The 22,017-nt window shown below is 40.3% G+C and carries 16 protein-coding genes; 15 read left to right on the top strand and 1 reads right to left on the bottom strand.

Features of this window, described 5'->3' with window-relative positions; all coding sequences use genetic code 11:
- The first annotated feature begins 164 nt into the window (after window positions 1–164).
- The 3 genes from G7061_RS09405 (at window position 165) to G7061_RS09395 (ending at window position 6,391) form a co-directional block, all read left to right on the top strand.
- Complete coding sequence (locus tag G7061_RS09405) at window positions 165–2,747, top strand: cation-translocating P-type ATPase (RefSeq protein WP_166120869.1); 2,583 nt, start codon at window positions 165–167, stop codon at window positions 2,745–2,747.
- A 129-nt stretch (window positions 2,748–2,876) separates the two neighbouring features.
- Window positions 2,877–5,900 (top strand): MucBP domain-containing protein, encoded by a 3,024-nt coding sequence (locus tag G7061_RS09400; RefSeq protein WP_166120865.1) that lies wholly within the window; start codon window positions 2,877–2,879, stop codon window positions 5,898–5,900.
- A gap of 224 nt (window positions 5,901–6,124) precedes the next feature.
- Window positions 6,125–6,391 (top strand): hypothetical protein, encoded by a 267-nt coding sequence (locus G7061_RS09395; protein ID WP_159633839.1) that lies wholly within the window; start codon window positions 6,125–6,127, stop codon window positions 6,389–6,391.
- Window positions 6,392–6,407: 16 nt separating this feature from the next.
- On the opposite strand, the gene G7061_RS09390 is transcribed toward G7061_RS09395, so the two are convergent.
- A complete protein-coding gene (locus tag G7061_RS09390) occupies window positions 6,408–7,160 on the bottom strand; it encodes an alpha/beta hydrolase (protein WP_159644773.1) in 753 nt (250 codons plus the stop codon).
- 158 nt (window positions 7,161–7,318) lie between these two features.
- Between G7061_RS09390 and G7061_RS09385 the strand changes: the two genes are divergently transcribed.
- The 12 genes from G7061_RS09385 (at window position 7,319) to G7061_RS09330 (ending at window position 21,900) form a co-directional block, all read left to right on the top strand.
- On the top strand, window positions 7,319–8,950 hold the full coding sequence (locus tag G7061_RS09385; RefSeq protein WP_159644771.1) for a PucR family transcriptional regulator: 1,632 nt from the start codon (window positions 7,319–7,321) through the stop codon (window positions 8,948–8,950).
- Window positions 8,951–9,117: 167 nt separating this feature from the next.
- Window positions 9,118–10,482 carry a citrate transporter gene (locus G7061_RS09380; RefSeq protein ID WP_159639267.1) on the top strand — a complete coding sequence of 455 codons (1,365 nt, stop codon included), beginning with the start codon at window positions 9,118–9,120 and terminating at the stop codon, window positions 10,480–10,482.
- Window positions 10,483–10,502: 20 nt separating this feature from the next.
- Window positions 10,503–11,732 (top strand): amidohydrolase family protein, encoded by a 1,230-nt coding sequence (locus G7061_RS09375; protein WP_166120862.1) that lies wholly within the window; start codon window positions 10,503–10,505, stop codon window positions 11,730–11,732.
- A 187-nt stretch (window positions 11,733–11,919) separates the two neighbouring features.
- Entirely contained in the window at window positions 11,920–13,674 is a 1,755-nt protein-coding gene (fdrA, locus tag G7061_RS09370; protein ID WP_166120859.1) for an acyl-CoA synthetase FdrA, read from the top strand.
- A gap of 11 nt (window positions 13,675–13,685) precedes the next feature.
- Window positions 13,686–14,948 carry a DUF1116 domain-containing protein gene (locus tag G7061_RS09365; protein WP_159633821.1) on the top strand — a complete coding sequence of 421 codons (1,263 nt, stop codon included), beginning with the start codon at window positions 13,686–13,688 and terminating at the stop codon, window positions 14,946–14,948.
- A gap of 2 nt (window positions 14,949–14,950) precedes the next feature.
- Window positions 14,951–15,760: a DUF2877 domain-containing protein gene (locus G7061_RS09360; protein ID WP_166120856.1), complete on the top strand. Its 810-nt coding sequence runs from the start codon at window positions 14,951–14,953 to the stop codon at window positions 15,758–15,760.
- Window positions 15,761–15,774: 14 nt separating this feature from the next.
- Entirely contained in the window at window positions 15,775–16,707 is a 933-nt protein-coding gene (gene arcC / locus G7061_RS09355; RefSeq protein ID WP_159644760.1) for a carbamate kinase, read from the top strand.
- Between the two features lie 186 nt (window positions 16,708–16,893).
- Entirely contained in the window at window positions 16,894–17,916 is a 1,023-nt protein-coding gene (locus G7061_RS09350) for a metal ABC transporter substrate-binding protein (protein WP_166120853.1), read from the top strand.
- A complete protein-coding gene (locus G7061_RS09345) occupies window positions 17,900–18,541 on the top strand; it encodes a metal ABC transporter ATP-binding protein (RefSeq protein ID WP_166120850.1) in 642 nt (213 codons plus the stop codon). The genes G7061_RS09350 and G7061_RS09345 overlap by 17 nt, the downstream gene beginning before the upstream one ends.
- Window positions 18,531–19,313 carry a metal ABC transporter permease gene (locus G7061_RS09340; protein WP_166120847.1) on the top strand — a complete coding sequence of 261 codons (783 nt, stop codon included), beginning with the start codon at window positions 18,531–18,533 and terminating at the stop codon, window positions 19,311–19,313. The genes G7061_RS09345 and G7061_RS09340 overlap by 11 nt, the downstream gene beginning before the upstream one ends.
- Before the next feature lie 119 nt (window positions 19,314–19,432).
- Complete coding sequence (gene asnA / locus G7061_RS09335; protein ID WP_159639259.1) at window positions 19,433–20,440, top strand: aspartate--ammonia ligase; 1,008 nt, start codon at window positions 19,433–19,435, stop codon at window positions 20,438–20,440.
- A gap of 128 nt (window positions 20,441–20,568) precedes the next feature.
- Window positions 20,569–21,900: a murein hydrolase activator EnvC gene (locus G7061_RS09330; protein ID WP_166082310.1), complete on the top strand. Its 1,332-nt coding sequence runs from the start codon at window positions 20,569–20,571 to the stop codon at window positions 21,898–21,900.
- Window positions 21,901–22,017 lie beyond the last annotated feature (117 nt).

Below are 22,017 nucleotides of genomic sequence, written 5' to 3'. Positions count from 1 at the left end.
GAATTATAGACATAAAGGGAGTAGAAGCCTGTCATACAGGTCGCGTTGTCGTCAATACGACTGAGAAGTCCGGGAGCGCGTTCAATTCGAGACTTTATCCATGTATTAAGGGCGCGGATAGAGTTTTTTTTATTGCTATCCAAGTTGAAAGAAGGAGGTTGCCCATGGAAGATAAAAAACTATATACGAAATCCTTAGACGAATTGTCAAAAGAGATGGATCTCGTAAACGGTTTGACTGAACAACAAGTCATTGAATCCCGCGAAAAAAACGGTGAGAACAAACTTGTTGAGCCAAAACGTCGTTCACTAGCAATGCGTTTTATAGATCAGTTTAAAGATGTAATGATTATCATCTTACTTGTTGCTGCTGTAATTAGTGGTATTGCAGGTGAAGGTGCTGATGCAATCATTATCATCGCAATTGTTGTGCTAAATGCAATTATTGGTTTGGTACAAGAGGATAAAGCAGAAAAATCATTGAAGGCACTACAAGATATGTCGACACCACATGCGAAAGTCATTCGCGGTGGACACGAACAAACGATTAGCTCACCAGAATTAGTGGTTGGTGATATACTCGTTCTCGATGCAGGGGATTTAGTTGCAGCAGATGTTCGCGTCATTGAATCGAACTCATTACAGGTGCAAGAAGCATCCCTTACAGGAGAAAGTGTTCCTGTAGAAAAAGAAGAAGATATTGTACTTCCAGAAGATGCCGTTTTAGGAGATCGCAAGAATATGGCGTACTCATCAGGAACGGTAACTTATGGTCGCGGTCGTGGTGTTGTATCCGCCGTTGGAATGAATACCGAAGTTGGTAAAATTGCGACACTTCTAAACGAAACAAAAAATGATCCAACACCGTTACAAGTTCAACTGAACCAATTAGGTAAAGTACTGGGTATTGGTGCTGTGATTGCATGTAGTGTTATTTTAGTTGTTGGGGTGTTGAATAATCATGACCTACTCGAAATGTTCCTTACAGCTGTTTCCTTAGCGGTCGCGGTTGTTCCTGAAAGTTTACCAGCTGTTGCGACAGTTGTCTTAGCTTTAGGTGTTAACCGTTTGGTTGAACGTAATGCTATTGTTCGTAACTTACCATCTGTTGAAACACTAGGATCTGCAACAGTTATCTGTAGTGATAAAACAGGAACGTTGACACAAAATGTCATGACCGTTCAAGAGTTTTGGACTGAGAACACGCAAGAAGAACTATCGCGTGGATTACTCCTTTGCAATGACTCACGCAAAATTGATGGAAACTGGGTCGGAGATCCAACTGAAACTGCACTTTCTGTATGGGCAGAAGTAGTTGGTCTTGATGCTACTGGACTTCTTGCAAAACATACACGTTTAAATGAAGTACCGTTTGACTCAGGACGTAAACGTATGAGTACCATTAACGATATTGACGGTGTTAAAACAGTCTTCGTTAAAGGTGGAGTAGATGAAATTTTAAGTGTTGTGAAGTACATGGAAGTGAACGGAGAAGTTCTTCCAATTTCTGATGACTACATTGCACGTATTCAAGAAAATAATAAAGCAATGGGTAGCAAAGCACTCCGTGTTCTTGCACTCGCTAAAAAAGTTGTGAATGATTCAGACCTTGAAGCATCCGCAATCGAGTCTGACCTTATCTTTGTAGGGATTGTGGGAATGATTGACCCTCCACGTCCAGAAGTTACAGAAGCTATCGCATTAAGTAAAAAAGCTGGAATTCGTGTTGTCATGATTACCGGAGACCACGCAACGACTGCGGAAGCAATTGGTCGTGACATAGGCTTATTAGAAGATGGCCAAATGGTTGTGACAGGTAAAGAAGTTGATGAAATGTCAGACGATGACTTATTCAATCAAGTACAACACATTGGTGTTTATGCTCGTGTTTCACCAGAACATAAAATGCGTATTATCTCAGCATGGAAACGTCATGGCGATATCGTTGCGATGACCGGAGATGGTGTTAACGATGCACCTGCATTGAAACGTGCTGATATTGGTGCGGCAATGGGCGTTGTTGGAACTGAAGTTGCGAAAAGTGCAGCTGATATGGTCTTAACAGATGATAACTTTGCAACCGTTGTTGTTGCAGTTGAAGAAGGTCGTCGTATTAAAGACAATATTATCAAATCAATCGCTTATCTCTTATCATGTAACATGGGTGAATTAATCTTACTCATGGTTGCAATCTTAATGAACTGGGATTCACCATTATTACCAATTCACTTATTGTGGATTAACTTAGTAACCGATAGTCTTCCAGCATTAGCACTTGGTGTCGATGAAGCTGAAGATGATATTATGGATCGTGCACCTGACCGTAGTAATTCAATTATGTCAAAAGAGTTAATGTGGCGTGTTGCATACCAAGGTATCGTAGTCGGTGGTGCAGCATTGTTTGCATACATGTACGGTGCTGGCTTACTTTGGGAAGCAGGTAATACGGAAATGGGACGTACAATGGCATTTATCACATTGGGATTCTCTCAATTAATTCATGCATTTAGTGTCCACTCAAAATCAAAATCAGTATTTACATCATTCTGGAAAAACAAATACCTCATTGGTGCAGTTATCTTAAATGCCGCAATGATGTTAGGTGTTCTCTTTATTCCAGCAGTTAATGATATCTTCTCATTGGGTTACTTAGATGGCCATCACTGGCAAGTCGTTCTTACAATTATGTTTACACCACTCGTAATTGTTGAGATCATGAAGTTACTCAAATTAAACGGAAACAAATAATCAAACCAAAAACACCGCATAAAGCGGTGTTTTTATCATATTTAAGAGACTTACACGGATTGTTCATTCCAAAATATGTGATTCTATAGTATAGTGTATGTTCATATAGAATCCTGGGGGGGAAACAACATGAAAAAAATATTACGCAATTTTCTGTCATTTTTTCTTGTAACGTTGATTGCTGTCTCATCACTGAGTGGTGTTGCAGCAGAGTCAGCAGCAACAAAAGATACAACTGTTAATGTTCGATTTACAATACCATCGGACATTGCAAAGAAAAAAGCAAATTATACATTCTCAATAAGAGAAAAAGGTACAGCAACATGGACAAACCATGGCTTGTATGATATTGAAGGTGGCATTCAAGTTAACTTGAAACTAACACCAAAGACTGATTATGAATATGTTGTAAACTATTTCGATAACCGAACCTACTACAAAGTTATTGGTGACAGTTTAAGCATCAACAGTAGTAACGAACTCACGCATGAAACCCAAGAGGCTTCGCTTGTGACATCAGAGTATGTGACCAATCAAAATGAGTCTTACTGGAATCTGACGCAAGTCAAACATCCTGAAATGAATCAGTTTGATGCAAAGAGTACAGTGTTCTTTGGGGTCGATCCAGATAATGTCCAATCATACTTCAATCTATTTGATTATGATGGTACTTTAATGCCACTTGAAAAAGAATTCCGATACACTTTCTATAAACCACTATATCCAAATATGACGGATGGTGTCGATTTCAAGTATGAAATAAAAGCACCGGGATATACCGAAGCTACGGGTACATTACACTACGATAAAGGCAGTGACGGCAATGGTTCATTCATTGATGTCGTTGGCCATGAAGCAAAACTCATGGGACCTTTCGCAACATTAACATTGCAAAGAGGTCATGAGAGCGTGGATGTTATTGTGCCAAACTTGATAAATAATACAACAGTAGCTACAGCGACCGGTAAAGATACCACAACAGTTATTTTTGAACAAGACCGCTTTAATATTGATTTAGGTGGTGAAGCTGAAGATCGGATTACGATGCGCTTTACACTTGAAGGGTATGTTCCGGTTGAGGTGGTTGTGGATGTAACAGCGGACGGAACCGTTACCGTTGTCAATCAAACACTCTTAGAGACAATGGTCAAAAATCTAACTATTGACGCAAATACCATCACCTTTAATCAATTACGTCAAAGTCCAATTACGCAACATGAAGATGGATCAGGGTATGCAGATTTTGGGAGTCTGAAAGAAATGTTTGGACATCTTGGAAGCGTTACTCCTGGTGAAATTCGCTCACATCAATTCCGTATTACGAATCCAACTGAATATCGTTACCGCATCATAGGCGCTGAATTGATTCCAAGCATTGAAAGCATTAATGCAAACGGTATGTATCGTACCGGTTCTGAAGTCATCAAGTCATACTATGAACATTTTAATCCATCGTATGAAATAAAAGCAGGAAGTGCAGCCTATCTCTTTGACTTTGAAGCCGTGAATGGGATATCGCTCTATGATGGAATTTTGAAAGAATACCAACGTACGATGCCTGAATTAAAACGTCTCGAAGACTTACCAGCTTCAGAAATGCTCAAAATATTTACCATGGAAGATGGTTTCAATACGGAAAGTTGGGAAGGGGATCCTAATGCTGACTATGCCGTTCAATTATCGCCAAGTCGTTTCGCGATTCGTGAACAAGATCCCAAAATGTTAGCGCTTGGTCAACACCACCTCTTCAATAATGCGTTATACCTTTCATTTGATAAAGATGCCTATCCATTAAGTCCAGTAGGTGAAAACATGTCACGCGCATTACAATTTACATCCTATGTTGAACGAACATCTGAAAATACCGCCATGCTGCAGTCAATTTTTGATGAAGTGGGTATTATTGATGGGGAATCATATATTGATTTTGATGCCTTTGGATATGTACTTGATGGAAACATGGTACCGAATGCTTATAAGCCAACATTTAATGCCTTTGACTTTGGTTTTAAACTTAAATTAGGCATTGTTGGTATCGACGGTTATGCGTTCCATGACCTTGATCGTGATGGATACCATGATGATGTTGAAACAGTTATGGCGGGTGTCGATCTTGAGTTACTTGCGAACGATACCGTCATTGCAACAACTCGAACATCTGAGAATGGTTATTATGCATTCCCAAATGTTGATCCAGGAACGTATCAAATTCGTGTTAAAATTCCAGCAAATTATGCAGTGACGACTCAGGTGAATGATTTACTTGGGAACCGTTTTGATGCTTCTGGGCTAACACAAGCGTTTACAGTCACGGATGATGGAAATTATCATTACCGCGTTGGGTTTGTGCAATCTGAAGCAGCGGTAGAAAGTAATGTCGTAGCCAAACATGTTCTCGTGGATCAAGAGGGGACTGTTACTATGACATTGGATACTGAAACCATAACGGGTAAAGTAGGAAGTAACTATACACTTTCTGCAAAAACGTATCCATTGTTTGAATATGTACGCCATGAAGGAGCACCTGCTTCGGGAACGTTCATTGAAACAGACCAAAGCATGACGTTCATCTATCGTACAAAAGACGCAGTCCTAAAGGTTAATTATGTTGACCGTGATGGGTATGCTGTTGCACCATCCACATCCAATGTATATCCATTAAATGAAGCTTACAATGTGACGCCATTAGCAATTGAAGGGTATACATACAAAGAACTTCAAGCTGGATCAGCGCCAATGAGTGGAACATTGAGTGTCTTGGAAACAAGTGTTACGCTTGTTTATGATAAGAATGAAGGTCCAGTTATTGCTGAAAAAGTCGTACTTGAAGTGAACTACGTTGACGAAGACGGTGCTGTGATTGCACCACAAAAAACAACGTCTCATGAGATTAACGCAGCATATACGGTAACACCAATTGAAATTAAGGGATATACCTATAAAACGGTTAATGTGTCGAACGATCCATTACAAGGAAATCTTACAAAACCGAAGACTGTCGTAACGTTAATTTATACAAAAAATTCAACGACCCCAGAGGGTGAACTTCCAAATACAGGAGTTGCCGCATCAACAATTGGGCATGGAATCCTACTCATAGGAGTGATGTCATTGGGGGCTGGCTACATTTTTAAACGTCGCCAACAATTCTAATCACTGGAAACAAGATTAAATCTATAATATACTTGCTCAAAAAAAGTGTATCGATGCGATACACTTTTTTATTTGAAAGCTGAATAAAGTCATAATACCAATCATAAATAAACCCGACACTTCATATATAAAGTCTTTATAAAATAGGAAATTTTGTTCAAATCATAATTTGTGGAATTCACCAAATTCGCATATAGTTTATATATAAAGGAACTGGTGAAAATATGAACATGCAAAGAAGTAAACATGCACGTCAATCTGGTTTACTGACTATCGTATTGGTTTGGGTTGTGCTTCTTACGTATCATTATTCATCAGTTTCGGCCAAAGGATCTGATTCGAGTAATGTTACGGTTTACACCATGAATAATCCCAATCAAGACGAGGACCCGCTTGAACTTGATCGCATTGTCATTATTGTGACGCTGGGTATTGCCATGATTGGCGTTGGTCAGTATCTCATTTCTCATGGGAAATATCGGATTCGATAAAAAAAACATAGCACTGCTATGTTTTTTTGTGCTCATGAAGAAATGTAGTGAGTGGTGTTTCAATGTCTTTGAAAGCGATCGTATCAATCTCATGAATGCGTTGGGTGCTGTGATGCAACTCGGCTTGGGGAGCATGGTCAACGATGTATTTGGATTCACGGAACGGTACATCGGGGTCGAAGATACTGTGCCAAAGAAAGGTTGGTGGCAAGTCTGTGGGGTCAATGGATGAGGGTGTAGTTTGGAGTTGTTGTAACCATGTGCCAGTTTGTCGGGCATTCACATACAACGCGTATCGCGATTCAATGGTTGATCGATAGGGCGGAATCGTTTGAACCATACGTGCTAATGATGCGGGGTTTAACGTTGGGTATTGACTGTAATGTTTGTTAGGCTCTAGGAGCCATTGACGATCACTAATCGTATAGCCGTAGAATGAGATAATAAATTCAGGGGCAAAATAACGGTGTAATTGAAAGGCGAGAAAGGCACCTGCGGAACGCCCAAAGAAACTATAATGCGTGAGGGCATAGGTATCGATACATAATTGGATCGTATTTCGTAATGATCGTATGATGTCATCGAGTGTTGCTTCAGGTGCAAGCGGATAATCTACTGCAAGAATGTTATATCCTTGATGATGCCAATAATCTCGAATCTCTTGGGGTAAATCATCGCGATTACCAAACATCAGTCCACCACCGTGAAAGTAAAACAGCGTTGCGTGTGCATGAGGTGCACGATCATATGTTGTGTGATTGAGTATCATAATCCAAAACCATCCTTATACCCGTTATCATAATCCTAATACGAGTGAATGTCCTTAGCCATTTAAGGGAAAATTTCGGGATATATTGCATATTATGAGCAATGACAGCATGATTTTTTAGCACTAGTGTATAATAAAGACTAAGGACAGGTGATTGTATGATTTATAGAGTCAAAGATGTACTTGATATTCCATCACTCAAAACCGCAACGTTACTCTCGGGTAAAGAAGGTTTATACAATGAAGTTAGTGATGTGATTGTCATGGAGGCGCATGATATTGATAACTGGCTAAAACCCGGGCAACTTGTGTTAAGCAGTTTGTATTCGTTGCAAGAAAGTACACGTCAGGAATATACTGATTTTGTTGCGGGATTGCGCAAACATGGTGCAAGTGGCATTATCGTTAAGATGGGTCGTTTTATCGATGAAATTCCTGCAGGGCTCATTGAAGGGTGTTCAGATCAAAACCTTCCATTAATTCAAATTGATGCAACCGTGTCATATCGCAACATTATTCTGGAAATCATGCAAAACTTGATAAATCAGAAAGCAGATATGCTTGATGTATACCAAAATGTCCATCATGAGTTCAAATCGCTCGCAATGAAAGAACCAGAATATGTTGATGTTATTAAAGTACTAAAGAAAATAATAGGGCGTGATGTTTCAATTTATGATGAAAACAATCATTGTCTTGCATCGACGGAACTTCACCCCATTGACTTCGAAATCACCAACGCTCGTGAACTATTCCCAGAAAAATACATGCATTACGATTACTCACGTGAATTGGTTATGGTATCGGATACCCTGCAATCACGTCTAATCTGTAAAGTACCGGGCATGGACGGGCATACTATCTTTTTAGCCATTCGAGAAGCTCAAACTTTTGTGGAAATGATTGATTATATGGCGATTGAAAATGCCGCAAGTACCCTTCAGTTTGAAAGTATCAAGCAGGTTGCGTTGTCACGAGAAAAAGAAAGCCATATTAACGATGTCGTTGATCATATCTTAAACGGTAAGTACAAAAATACTGAAGAATTGAATGAAAATGCACTAATTCTCAAATTATCGCTGGATAAAAAATATCGAGTTGTAACATGGCAACATTTCCAAGGGAAAGTTGCCAGTGGTAAACGTTCCTTCCAAGAGCATACCGATTATATGGCATGTACGACAGGACTCATTCATGCCATCAGTTCAATTTGGCCCAAAAATGCATATCGCATCTTCTCGAATCGGATTACGTTAATTGTCGAGGATAATTTTACGACTGACCAATCCTTCAAAGATTATGTTCAAGAAACGCTTAAACCTATTTATGAAAATCATAATAAGGGAGATCTTGTATTACGGGTTGGAATTAGTGATCAAGGACAACTGATAGATATTCCTAAGCTTGCAGCACAACCGTTGCGCGTCGTACAGTTATCAAACATGATTAAACAAGATGCCTTTGTCATGCTCTATAAAGATCTTGGGATTTATCGAATCCTACTGGAACTATCGAAAGAAAATGACCTGAACGATTATATTTCCGATAAGATTCGGATGCTTCAAGAATATGACCCAGAATACTTTGAGACGGTTCGTGTGTTCTTGGATTCGAATCAAAACTATAAACAAACATCAGACATTCTCTTTGTCCATCCCAAAACGGTACGTTATCGTATCGAGAAAATTAAAGAGTTAACCCAACTTGATTTTGATAATCCCGATGAAATGTTGCAAGTGATGATTGGTATTCGTATCTCTCAACTTTTAGGTAATTACAATAAAGACTGAACTGTTCATGATTGAACAGTTTTTTCACATTATCCATAATGGACAAAAAAGAGTTTTTTTTTATCTTAATACGGAAAAGCAATAGACCAGTACCTAGGATAGAATAAAAATACAGAACAAACACTATGTCTCTGTAGCGTTATGAACTCATAACAAAGGAGGAATTTATGAGACTCAAAGGGAGAAAGTTGTGGATGTCTTTAACTCTTGTCTTTGCATTAACTTTAATTTCGATGCAAAGTGTGCTCGCACTTGAAATTAGTGAAATCGGTGCACCTACAGGAATTCAAGCATTCCTAGTATTAATACCACTTATTCTGGTATTGGTGCTACTGTTTTTAAAAGTTGATATGGTACTTGCGGGTGCGATATCAGCAGGGGTAGCGATGCTAATTGGGGGAATTACAATAGCCCAAGTGAATAAAGAGGTATTGTCAGCGATTCCAACCATGATGACAATTACAGTTCCAATTATTAACTCTGCTGTCGCGATGGCAGTCTTTACAGCTGGTAGTTACACATCATCACTGGAACTTGTTAACCGTGCTACAAAAGGAAAAGTGGAATATGTTTCCGCATTCTTAGTTATCTTAGTCGCTGCCGCAACTTATATGTCAGGTATTGGTGGTGGTAGTGCAATGGTTATCGCACCGCTTGCTTTCGCAGCTGTTGGTGCTGTACCAGAGCTTATTGCTGCGATGTCTATCGCTGCTGCTGTATCGTTCACGACATCACCAGCGTCGCTCGAATCAAGTATTACATCACAATTAGGTGGTTTTGAAGTTTCGACATATGTTAGCACCATGATGCCATACTGGTTGCTCTTCTTAGGACTTGCTATTGTCTTAGCATTCTGGGGAGCAAAACGTCGCAAACTGGGATTCCGTAAATCTGAAGACGAAACGTATGCAAAAATGTCAAACGGTCAACTCTTCAAAAATACTATTCCTGCAATCTATTTACTCTTTGCCGTAATCTTTGGACCGCTCGTTGATAAAGCTACAGGGTTCCCACTATTCTCACCTGTAATGTATATGCTTGTCACTGTTATCCTAATCTTCGTATGTACGGATACAGGGATTAATAAAGCATTTAGCTCAATGATTGACGGATCAAACTATATTCTGACACGTCTTTTCCAAGTGGGTATCTTCTTAGGATTTATTAATGTTATTGCAAGTACTGGTACGTTTGCAGTTATTGCTAACGTTGCATCAGCAGCGCCTGCTGCATTGGTGGTTCCAGTTGCGGTACTCACAGGGATTCTTATTGGTATTCCTGCCGGTGCGTACGTTGGATCCATTCTAACCTTGGTGCTGCCAGTTGGTGTGGCATTAGGTTTCTCCCCACTTGCACTTGGATTTGTAACCATGGGTGTCGGAATGGGAAGTCAAATGAGTTTTGTTAATATTACGATGCAAGCCTTGTCATCAGGATTCCAAATTCCGATTCTTGATGTTGTTAAAGGAAACGTTAAATGGGTATCAATTGCTGCAGGGATACTCATGGTTATTTCATTTATTGCAGTTTAATTTAGAGGAGGACATGAAACATGGATTTAATTTTTAAACAAGTTCGTATTGATCAAGATGGTGCATTGAAAGATGTTGCAATTGAAAATGGTAAAATTGTTGCGATTGAAGATACAATCGATGCTAGCGCAACACGTGTGATTAATGGCGAAGGCCGCGTACTCGTTCCAGGATTTGTTGAAAGTCACATTCACTTAGACAAAGCCTTGATTGCAAACCGCAAACCCAATTTATCCGGTACCTTAAAAGAAGCTATCGAAGTAACAGCATCACTCAAGCCAACATTCTCAGCTGATGATATTTATACACGTGCTAAAACAGCACTTCAAGAGCTCATCATTCCGAATGGTGTAACATTTATGCGTACGCATGCAGAATTCGACCCATCCCAAGGATTTACAGGATTCGAAGTTATCATGAAACTCAAAGAAGAGTTTAAAGATTACATTGATATCCAAGTTGTTGCATTCCCACAAGAAGGTATTTTTAAAGCACCAGGAACAGAGGCAATGATGGTTGAAGCAATGGAACGTGGCGCAGATGTAGTCGGTGCAGTTCCTTACAACGATCGTGATGCAAAAGAGCATATTGACTATGTCTTTGAACTTGCGAAACGTTTTGATAAACCACTAGACTTACACCAAGACTTTGCTGATGATGCTGATAAAATTTCAATTGAATACCTTGCGAAGAAAACAATTGAAAATGGCTATCAGGGAAAAGTATCAGTTGGTCACTTAACCGCTATCGCAGCGTTACCACCTGAAGAACTACAACCGATTCTTGAATTAATGGCTGAAGCAGGGATTAGTGTTATGGCCCTTCCTGCAACAGATTTACACTTAGGTGCTCGTAATGATACTTACAATGTACGTCGTACCGTAACGCCAATGCGTAAACTTCGTGATGCAGGGGTCAATGTATGTATTGCCACAAACAATATTCGTAACGCCTTTACACCTTATGGAACTGGCGATATTGTCCAAACCGCAATGTTAGCAATTCCAGTTGCCCACCTAGGTGGTGCTGCCGACTTACCAACAGTCTTACCAATGATCACATCAAACCCAGCGAAAGCATTGGGTCTTGAAGGATATGGTATTGCAGTTGGCAATAATGCCGATATGGTGCTTCTTGATACAACATCATATGGTGATGCAATTATCGATTTACCCATTAAATCGGTCGTTGTTAAATCAGGTCGCGTCACAGTTGAAACAGAAAAAACTGTTCAATTCGGTCTTCAATAATCAAAAGAAAAAGACGTTCTCGGTTTCCGAATCTGAGCGTCTTTTTCTCATTTTAGATAGCCATATTTTCTAAACAAATCGTCGATTTCGGATAAGAATTGCCCATTTGTTTATCTAGATTGGATAATGACTCATGTGCATTGACCGATTAAGATTAAAGTACATAAAGCAGGAAAGGACATGTGCTATGTTAAAAACAATTATTAAAAAGAATGCATATAAAGATTCAGTTGTACTCATGTTGTTGACAAATGAAATTGCCGCACTTGAGGGTGTCAATCGTGTGTCAATCATGATGGCCACAGCTGCCAATAAAGATATCTTTGGCCAAGCTGATCTCTTAACAGAAGATGTTGCGAGTGCTGCAGCAGATGATATCGCAATTGTTATGGACGTCAATGAAGCAGAAACTGTGGGTGTTGTCATGGATGCAATTGAAGAATTTCTCAACAAAAGTGATAAAGAGGATGGCGCAACGCAAACGACTGTTGTTCGTAATTGGGACAATGCACTCAAAGCGTTACCGGATGCAAATTTAGCCGTATTCTCGATTCCAGGGATATATGCTGCTGACGAAGCGGATACAGCATTAGACAAAGGCCTTAATGTATTTTTGTTTAGTGACAACGTTTCGCTCGAAGATGAAGTGCGACTAAAAGAAAAAGCACACCAATTGGATCTGCTTGTTATGGGTCCAGATTGTGGAACGGGAATTATTGCTGGTGTTCCTATCGCCTTTACAAATAAAGTTCAACAAGGGACAATCGGCGTTGTTGGTGCATCAGGAACGGGAATTCAAGAAGTAACAACTCTTATCGATAAAGCGGGCGAAGGTATTTCAAGTGCTCTTGGAACCGGGGGTCGTGACCTTAATGAAGCTGTTCAAGGTATTACAATGCTGGATAGTATACACCATCTTCAAGCACAAGCTGATACAAAGGTGATTATGGTAGTATCCAAACCACCTTCAAAAGTCGTTCAAGAAAAAATTGAAAACTACTTACGTACGTTAGACAAACCGGTCGTCACACTATTCTTAGGGGCGAAACCAACGCATCATGAACGTAATATCTATCATGCGTATACCTTGGAAGAAGCTGCGAAAGCAGCAGTCGCTTTGTCTGAAGGTAAAAATCCACGTGAATTGGATATGAACCGTCCTGCTGTAGCACCGATCGCAAGCTTAGAAGGATCTGTCATCAAAGGTTACTATTCTGGCGGAACGTTAGCATCGGAAGCAGCAATGCTAATTGAAGAAGCACTCGAGTTACCAAAAGGTGGTAAAAAACCACACGGATTCATGTTGAACCATGATGGCTTTGAAGTTATCGACCTAGGGGATGATGAATATACCCAAGGGCGTCCGCATCCAATGATTGATCCAAGTAAACGGATTGAATTAATGAAAGAAGCGGCTAAAGATCCACGAACAGGTGTTGTATTGTTTGATGTGGTTTTAGGGTATGGATCTCATGCCGACATGGCTGGTTCACTTGCACCAACCATTCTTGAATTAATGCAAGAAGCACGTCAAGCAAACCGTGATTTACAGTTTGTTGCAACAATTTGCGGTACACAACGTGATCCTCAAGACCTTGCTGCCCAAACTCAAATTCTTCAAGATATCGGTGTTTTTGTCGCAGAAAGTAATGCTCATGCAGTCTTGACATCATTACAATATCTTGGCTTTAACGTTCAATACACACAATTACCAGTCGAAGAGAACGCAATTACCGAAAAGATTGAGTTACCATATTCAGAAGCTATCACTGACCTTATTTCAGCATCACCTAAAATTATTAATGTTGGACTAAAAAGCTTTGCAGATAATCTCGAAGATGCTGGCGCAACAACCATTCAATTTGATTGGAGACCGTTAGCTGGTGGTAATCCCAAAATGATTAAAGCACTAAAATTCTTAAATTCATATCACTTTAACTAAGGAGGCCTCACATGACATTTAAAACAATTGAAGATGCAAACCAGGCAGTTATCGATCGTATTAAAGCAGGAAGTCCTGTCTTAGTCGATGTTGTACCTGCTAAATCAGTAATTAATGAATTAAACGGAAAAGTACTCTTACATGCGGGTCCTCCAATTGAGTGGGCAAATATGCCTGACCCAATGCAAGGATCATGCGTTGGTGCTGTTCTCTTTGAAAAATGGGCAGAAACTGAAGCTGAAGCACGTGAGTTATTAGCAACAGGACGAATTGCCTTTATTCCATGTCACCATGTGAATGCAGTAGGTCCAATGGGTGGTATTACTTCAGCAAATATGCCAGTGCTTGTTGTTGAAGATCGAAAACATGAAACAACAGCATACTGCCAAATGAATGAAGGAATTGGTGCTGTCTTACGTTTTGGAGCGTATTCCGAAGAGGTTATCACACGTCTTGAATGGATGCGTGATGTTCTCGGGCCAGTTCTTGGTAAAACGATTCGTGCGATGGAAGATGGTCTCAGTGTAAACCCAATGGTTGCACGTGCGATTGCGATGGGTGATGAGTTCCACCAACGTAACATTGCAGCATCACTAATTTTCTTAAAAGAAGTAACACCTGTTATCGCAACACTTGATATTACAGAAACAGAACGTGCCCAAGTGCTCAAGTTCTTAGCCGATACCGATCAATTTTTCCTAAATATTATGATGGCATCTGCAAAAGCTGTAATGGACGGTGCCCGTCAAATTAAAGAAGGCACAATCGTTACAGCAATGTGCCGTAATGGCGAAAACTTTGGTATTCGTATTGCTGGAATGGGTGACGAATGGTTCACAGCACCAGTTAATACGCCACAAGGTCTATACTTTACAGGATATTCTGGTGATGATGCGAGCCCTGATATGGGAGATAGTGCGATCACAGAAACATTTGGTGTCGGTGGAATGGCGATGATTGCAGCCCCTGCAGTTACCCGTTTCGTAGGAACTGGTGGTTTTGATGATGCACTTCGTATTTCAAATGAAATGGATGAGATTGTCATGGATCATAATCCTAACTTTATTATTCCAACTTGGAATTTCAAGGGAACACATTTGGGTATTGACGCACGTAAAGTCGTTGCCACCGGTATTACACCAGTAATTAATACAGGAATTGCGAATAAGAAAGCAGGCCTTGGTCAAATCGGTGCGGGAACAGTACACCCACCAATCGAATGCTTTGAAAAGGCAATTGCTGCATATGCACAAAAATTAGGAATGGAAGGATAGTTATGATTCGCTTAAAGGCACAGTCAGTATCACAATCTGTGGCTATTTGGTTAACACCAATCCCACTCAAAATAACGGTACACAGTGTTTTTAAGCATGGTTTTAACCTTCTTGTGAATGAACGTTTAATCTTTATCAGTGAGGCATCCGTGCCTCATGGCATCACGCTCATGAAAGGGTCGATGTCAAAACTTGCAACGGTAGATCTTCAAACTGTGGTCCTTTATACCCACAACAGCCTTCACTTTCGTAACATGCTTACACCGATTGTGATTGACTTGCAAGATGTACCAATTGAAACCTATAATCCACAACCGCTTGTACCAGCGCGTGCCACGCTAAGACAGCGGTACCAACAAATCGTGCATTACCCATCAATGACCGGATTTGACCAAACAATAAACGATACATTACATATACCCAAACTCCAATCGATAGCTCCAGAAACTTTTGATGATGTTATTGCATGGCTCCTTGGTAGAGGGCGTGGTCTAACACCAACTGGAGACGATATTCTCTTAGGTCTATCCATAGTCCTACATACTTTCAATAATCCGTATCGTAACGCATTTGATGCAGCCTTAACATGCCAATTAAGTCCCTCTGCAACAACTGCTGTCTCGTTTGAATATTTAAGCCATGCGTCAGAAGATATGTTCAGTCATAGTCTCCTTAACTTTATATCAATCATGAACGATGATGATGACGCTGCGTTCCAACGTGGCCTTCTTAATCTCAAACATTATGGTCATACATCCGGCATTGATACACTTACAGGCATTGCAATAGGACTTGCAATGCTCTTATTTTAGAAGAGGTATTTATTGTGAAACAAAAAATAGTTATAGCATTAGGGGGAAACGCCCTCGGGGATAACCCTCAAGAACAAAAAGATGCGGTTGCAGTTGCAGCGCAAAGTATTGTTGATTTAATTGCAGGTGGTGACGAAGTCATGGTGGTTCACGGGAATGGACCACAGGTAGGAATGATTCATCTTGCATTTGATGAAGCACACCATGCAAACAATGCCGTACCAGAAATGCCATTTCCTGAAGCTGCTGCAATGTCGCAAGGTTATATCGGGTATCATCTTCAAAACGCGATTGCGAATGAGTTACGCCGTCGTGATATTCAAAAAGATGTTGCAACTGTATTAACACAAGTAGTTGTTGATGCAGACGATCAAGCGTTTACAAATCCAACCAAGCCAATCGGACCATTCTATACCGAAACACAAGCACAAGCATTAGCCACTGTGAATGGCTACACGTATGTAGAAGATTCAGGACGTGGATACCGTCGTGTTGTACCATCACCCCAACCAGTAACTGTTGTTGAGCGTGGTGCCATCAAAGCCTTGATGGATGCTGGAACACTAGTTATTTCGAATGGTGGTGGTGGAATTCCAGTCCTTGATCAAGATCGCAAATATGTCGGTGTAGATGCAGTGATTGATAAAGACAACTCAGCAGCTAAAGTTGCGGATGAAATTGACGCTGACATTCTTGTTATCTTAACTGGAGTTGACCAAGTAGCCATTAACTTTGGGACACCGGAACAAAAATGGTTAGAGACATTAAGTATTGCTGAAGCAAATCAATATATTGGAGAAGGGCATTTTGCGCCAGGCTCAATGCTTCCAAAAGTTGAGGCATCGGTCCGCTTTGCGGCATCGAAACCATCTCGTAAAGCAATCATCACATCTTTAGAAAATGCTCATCTTGCAGTTTCTGAAGGAAAAGGAACCATTATTCAATAAATATTTTAGGAAGCAATCACCCAGATGGTTGCTTTTTTTGTAACATTTCATATACTTGTTGCAAAAGTTCCGCAACAAGTATTGACAAAACCAGGGTGAATTTGTAATACTGTTGTTGCGAAACTTTTGCAACTAACTGAAGAATCGATAGGATAGAGCTCATTCTACCGATTTAAAGGAGTCACTATGAAACGATTATTTGCCCTTCTTGCAACAGCATCCCTCATGCTTATGACGGGTTGCCAAGCACAACAAAAGCCGGATATTACGGTCACATCTTTTATTGGATACGATATTGCACATGCAATTGTCGGTGACAAAATGACGGTTGAAAACATGATGCCATGGGGATCTGAAATGCATAACTTCGAACCCTCTGCACGAAATATCACAGCCATCAAAGACTCAAAACTCTTTATCTTTGTAGGAGAAGAACAAGAGCCATGGGTTAAAACACTTGGAACACAAGACCACGCCCTAGACTTATCAAAGTCCTATGAATTAGCAGCCCATAATCATGGTGCTGTTGAAGCTCATGAGGGTGAGGAACATCACCACGATGAAGAAAGTCACACACATGAAAAGGAAAATCACACCCATGAAACTACGGACGCTAACCATTCACACGAAGGAGACCATGCACATGATGACCACGATCATGACCATGGAAGTCTCCATTATTGGACCGACCCCACTACCTATGTCCAACTTATCGAAAGTGTTAAACAAGAAATCATAAAAATAGATCCTAGTAATGCGACGTATTATGAAACCCAAGCTGCTGCATACAGTACCCGAATTATGACACTACATACAGAGTTTGATCGTTACATGCAGAGTCAAGATCATCCTACGGTTTATTTTTCGGGACACAATGCAATGGATGCCTTTGCCGACCGCTACCATTTAACGATTGTCTCTTTAACTCAAGATTATCGACCTAATGCTGATTTAACCGCACAACAAATTCTTACGCTTAAAACAGCTTTAAAAGAAGCCAATGCGGAAACATTATTCATCGAAGAATTAGTAGAACCACGTGTTGCGAAAACAATTCAAGATTCTCTAAAACAAGACGGGATGGCACTTGAAATCAAAGAACTACACGGGTATCACAACATGAGTCAAGATCAATTCAAAGCGAATGTAAGCTACGCTGATCTCATGCAACAAAATATCGAGAACTTAAAACATGCTATCAATCATTGAAGTTGATAATGTTTCGTTCTCGTATGGCAAAACGTGTATTCTTCATAACGTAAGTTTTTCCATTCAACAGGGAGCGTATGTCTATATTGTTGGCGATAATGGTGCAGGGAAATCGACCTTAGTCAAACTATTTATGGGATTATTGGATGTGTCGAGTGGTCACATCAATCTCGGCTCGCGTACCGTAGCGTATGTACCACAACTTAATACAGAGACGAAAATACCATTAAGCGTTTATGATGTTATTGCATTGGGACTGAAACCAATGTCCTGGTTTCTGAGCAAAAATGCGAAACAACGGATTGTTGATGTTGCCCATCAGTTTGGGATAGAAAACTTATTGCATCGTAAAATTAGCGATTTATCGGGCGGTCAAAAACAACGCGTATATCTTTCCCGTGCTATGATTTCAAATCCTGATATTTTGATTCTTGATGAACCCTTATCGGGATTAGATAAAGCATCTCGGGCTCAGTTTGAAACGATAATCGATGGTCTTCACCAAGCGGGCACCACGATTCTCAATGTTACCCACCATTTAACCGATAATCCCCATAAACATCGGAGTATTTTAGATGTTGGAGAAGGCCATTGTGTCTTTAGAAAGGATACTTATGTTTCATGATCCATTTTTAATGAATGCGATGGTTGTAGGACTGCTGCTTGGAATTAGTGCAGCCCTTATGTCTCCATTTCTCGTTTTCAACAATAAATCGATGATAGCGGATGGACTGTCTCATGTTTCCTTTACTGCCATTATTTTAGGATATCTCTTTTCAAATCAACCATTACTCTTTTCGATTCCATGTGTCGTGATCGTCTCATTCCTCTTAACACTGCTTATAGAAAAAACAGCGATCGAAGCAGACGCTTCAATTGCAGCTGTCTCAGCAGTAGGTCTAGCGATTGGGTTAATTATTGCAACGGTCATGCCAGGCTTTAACCGATCCATCGAATCACTACTCGTGGGAAATATTCTTACCGCTAGTGCCGATGATTTGATTGTGAGTGTAATCATCGTGGCCGTAACCATAACGTTTGTGTACACCTACTATTGGCAACTTATTGCGACCGTCTTTGATACGTCGTATGCGAAATCACAGGGGATTCGTACCTTTCGAATGAATGCTTTGATTAACGCGATGATGGCGATTTTTATCGTTGTAGGAATTCGAATCGTTGGAACACTATTAATCTCATCGCTCGTTGTTTTTCCAGCATTGATTGCCTCTCGCGTTGCCCAAGATGGCAAGACGACACTCATGGTGAGTGTCATTGCATCAATCTTAGCTGTTATTACTGGAATGATTTTATCTTTTCAAATTGGGTGGCCAACGGGTCCAACGATTATTGTGGTTTTCGCAATGTTATTCATAATAGCAATGCTCTACAGTTAAAAACAAGGATTAGAATAAAGGGACTACAATCCCTTTATTTTTGATTTAAAGCCTTTAAAGACCCTTAATATGAGCATCTAAATATGATATAGTAAGAGAAACACATTTTGAGGTGAAGTATGAAAAAAACTAAGGTTCCACACGGATATCAATCAACATTAGGAATTTATGAAACACAAACGGCTATTGGATTTATTAAGCGTTGGTTCGAAGAAGCATTAACGGGTTCTTTAAAATTGAAGCGGGTCTCAGCACCATTATTCGTTGCAAACAATTCTGGTTTAAACGATGATTTAAGTGGTGTCGAACGAGCAGTTCGATTCGATATACCGGCTATTTCCGGTACAGAAGGTGAAGTTGTTCACTCTTTAGCGAAATGGAAACGCAAAGCATTGCACGATTATGATTTTCATGAAGGCAATGGATTGTACACCGATATGAATGCGATTCGTCGCGATGAAGTACTGGATAACTTGCACTCAATCTACGTTGACCAATGGGACTGGGAGCGTGTCATAAATCGCTCACAACGGACGGAAACTTATCTACGAGAAACAGTTCAAGGATTGGTGAATGCGATTGTAGAGACATCCAGTCGTATTCGTACGAAGTTTCCCGATGTTGACGTTATTATCTCGCCAGAGGTAACATTTGTGACCAGCCAGGAACTCGAGGATCTTTATCCAAATTTAAGCTCAAAAGAACGCGAAAATGCATTTGTTAAAGAACATCCAACAACCTTTATTATGCAAATTGGTGGTAAACTAAAAAGCGGACAACCGCATGATATGCGTGCTCCAGATTACGATGATTGGAGTATGAATGGGGATCTCATGTTCTGGCATGAACCACTTCAAATGGCAATGGAATTATCAAGTATGGGTATCCGTGTTGACCGCGAAGCTATGCTAGAACAACTCGAACTTGCAAATGCGATGCACCGTTTGGATTTTGATTTCCATAAAGGGGTCGTTGATGGCACATTACCACTCACAATAGGGGGTGGCTTGGGTCAATCAAGAATGTGTATGTTACTTCTTGGTAAAGCTCATATTGGTGAAGTTCAAGTATCTTTATGGGATGATGAAACCTACGAAACCTGCAAGGGAAACATTGAATTATTGTAAACAAAAAACACGACGGGAGCTCCCATCGTGTTTTTTTAGAGCTGAAATGTGGGAATACTGTAAATGCGAAAGTTTCTCATTTACATTTCACGTTGGTCTGTTATAAAGATACGGAAGGGAGTCAGATTATGACCAAACGAATCCGTTATCTCGTAATAATGGCATTGTTGATTGGAATTATTTCCATGATGGATAATCCTACAACCATCAATGCTGAGGGCGCCTATGCCGCTTACTGTGAAAGCAACAGTACTGATGCAAAGTGCCAAGATTTTGAATCCTTAAAAAATACGAAAGCCAGTCTTGCAGATATTACTGCGAAAATTGATGATTATGCATCATCTTTAAATGAGTACCATTTACTAGTTGCAGATTTAAATCATAAGATTGAACAGACAGCTACTGATATATCTACATTGGAAACAAAGGTAGCATCACTTCAAGTTAATATAAACGAGCAGGAGCATGCAATCACGAATAAACAAGATGATATGAAAAACTACATGCGTGCAAGTCATGCTACAATGCGACTTAATGGATATATTGATTTTATCGTCAATGCTAAAGACTTTTCCGATATTTTCCGCCGTGTTGAAGCGGTAAAGGTAATTCGTAAGTCCAATGAGAACACTATTAATGAATATCGTACCTTGGTAACACAGTTGAGTCAGGACAAAACTGAGATGGAACAAACATCACTTGATCTTAAATCAAAACAAGATACGTACCAAAAGGAACTTCATGAAGCTACAATTGCTCAAGACAATATCAATGCTATCATGAGCGTCCTCCAACAAGAAAAAGCACACCTAATGATTGAAGAAGAAATGGCGGTCCAAAAAGTTGCAATCGCCGAATCTAACTTCGCAGCAATTACACCCCCAAGCAATCCTGGAAGTTTAGGATATCCACTTGCCGCTAACTATTGGGTATCGGCAGGAACTTGGTCTTATCCTTGGGGTGGAACGCATCTTGGCGTAGACCTTGCCCCCACAAATGGAACGGTTGGAATGCCATTGCTTGCACCGCAAAATGGCCTGGTTGTCGCATATCAAGGGGGATGTCCCACATGGGGAGGATATGGTAGTGGCTGTAATGGCGGCTATGGAAATTATATGAATCTAATCGTGACAGATGGTACAACGGTTTATGGAATTCTTTATGCTCATCTACATCAAAATGGTGCGGTCGCATCAGTCGGTGATGTCGTAACAATGGGACAGACAGTCGCAATTCTCGGTTCATCGGGAAGTTCGACAGGACCTCATGTTCATGCGGAAGTCTACAATCTTGGAACTGGTACGATTCAGTCTGCCTATCAGCAATGGAACGGCAGTAACACCTTTGGTACGCTCAGTGCATCCAGTGGTGGCATTCAAGCCATATGCGAAGTTAAAGGCGTGCCTTGCCGTGAAAATCCCGCAACGATTTGGGGTTATCAATATGGAAATCGCTACTAAAAACAAGTATCAAATTTGTGCATACAGAAACGAATTTTTAGCCGATGTTTGTGAGAAATTATCCATCTCGTACAATATACGATAATATTCAGATATTATTAATGCAATGTTAGCATT

Source organism: Erysipelothrix sp. HDW6B, from assembly GCF_011301115.1.
Classification (GTDB): domain Bacteria; phylum Bacillota_I; class Bacilli_A; order Erysipelotrichales; family Erysipelotrichaceae; genus Erysipelothrix; species Erysipelothrix anatis.
Note: the sequence above shows the minus strand (reverse complement) of the source record. Positions and strands in the feature narration are given on the sequence as shown.

Excerpts from the sequence above, each read along its gene's own strand:
- G7061_RS09380 (WP_159639267.1), top strand. The coding sequence starts at position 9,118 with ATGAGACTCAAAGGGAGAAAGTTGTGGATGTCTTTAACTCTTGTCTTT.
- G7061_RS09390 (WP_159644773.1), bottom strand. The coding sequence starts at position 7,160 with ATGATACTCAATCACACAACATATGATCGTGCACCTCATGCACACGCA.
- G7061_RS09360 (WP_166120856.1), top strand. The coding sequence starts at position 14,951 with ATGATTCGCTTAAAGGCACAGTCAGTATCACAATCTGTGGCTATTTGG.
- fdrA (WP_166120859.1), top strand. The coding sequence starts at position 11,920 with ATGTTAAAAACAATTATTAAAAAGAATGCATATAAAGATTCAGTTGTA.
- G7061_RS09365 (WP_159633821.1), top strand. The coding sequence starts at position 13,686 with ATGACATTTAAAACAATTGAAGATGCAAACCAGGCAGTTATCGATCGT.
- G7061_RS09400 (WP_166120865.1), top strand. The coding sequence starts at position 2,877 with ATGAAAAAAATATTACGCAATTTTCTGTCATTTTTTCTTGTAACGTTG.
- G7061_RS09350 (WP_166120853.1), top strand. The coding sequence starts at position 16,894 with ATGAAACGATTATTTGCCCTTCTTGCAACAGCATCCCTCATGCTTATG.
- G7061_RS09375 (WP_166120862.1), top strand. The coding sequence starts at position 10,503 with ATGGATTTAATTTTTAAACAAGTTCGTATTGATCAAGATGGTGCATTG.
- G7061_RS09405 (WP_166120869.1), top strand. The coding sequence starts at position 165 with ATGGAAGATAAAAAACTATATACGAAATCCTTAGACGAATTGTCAAAA.
- G7061_RS09330 (WP_166082310.1), top strand. The coding sequence starts at position 20,569 with ATGACCAAACGAATCCGTTATCTCGTAATAATGGCATTGTTGATTGGA.
- G7061_RS09345 (WP_166120850.1), top strand. The coding sequence starts at position 17,900 with ATGCTATCAATCATTGAAGTTGATAATGTTTCGTTCTCGTATGGCAAA.
- G7061_RS09395 (WP_159633839.1), top strand. The coding sequence starts at position 6,125 with ATGAACATGCAAAGAAGTAAACATGCACGTCAATCTGGTTTACTGACT.
- asnA (WP_159639259.1), top strand. The coding sequence starts at position 19,433 with ATGAAAAAAACTAAGGTTCCACACGGATATCAATCAACATTAGGAATT.
- G7061_RS09385 (WP_159644771.1), top strand. The coding sequence starts at position 7,319 with ATGATTTATAGAGTCAAAGATGTACTTGATATTCCATCACTCAAAACC.
- G7061_RS09340 (WP_166120847.1), top strand. The coding sequence starts at position 18,531 with ATGTTTCATGATCCATTTTTAATGAATGCGATGGTTGTAGGACTGCTG.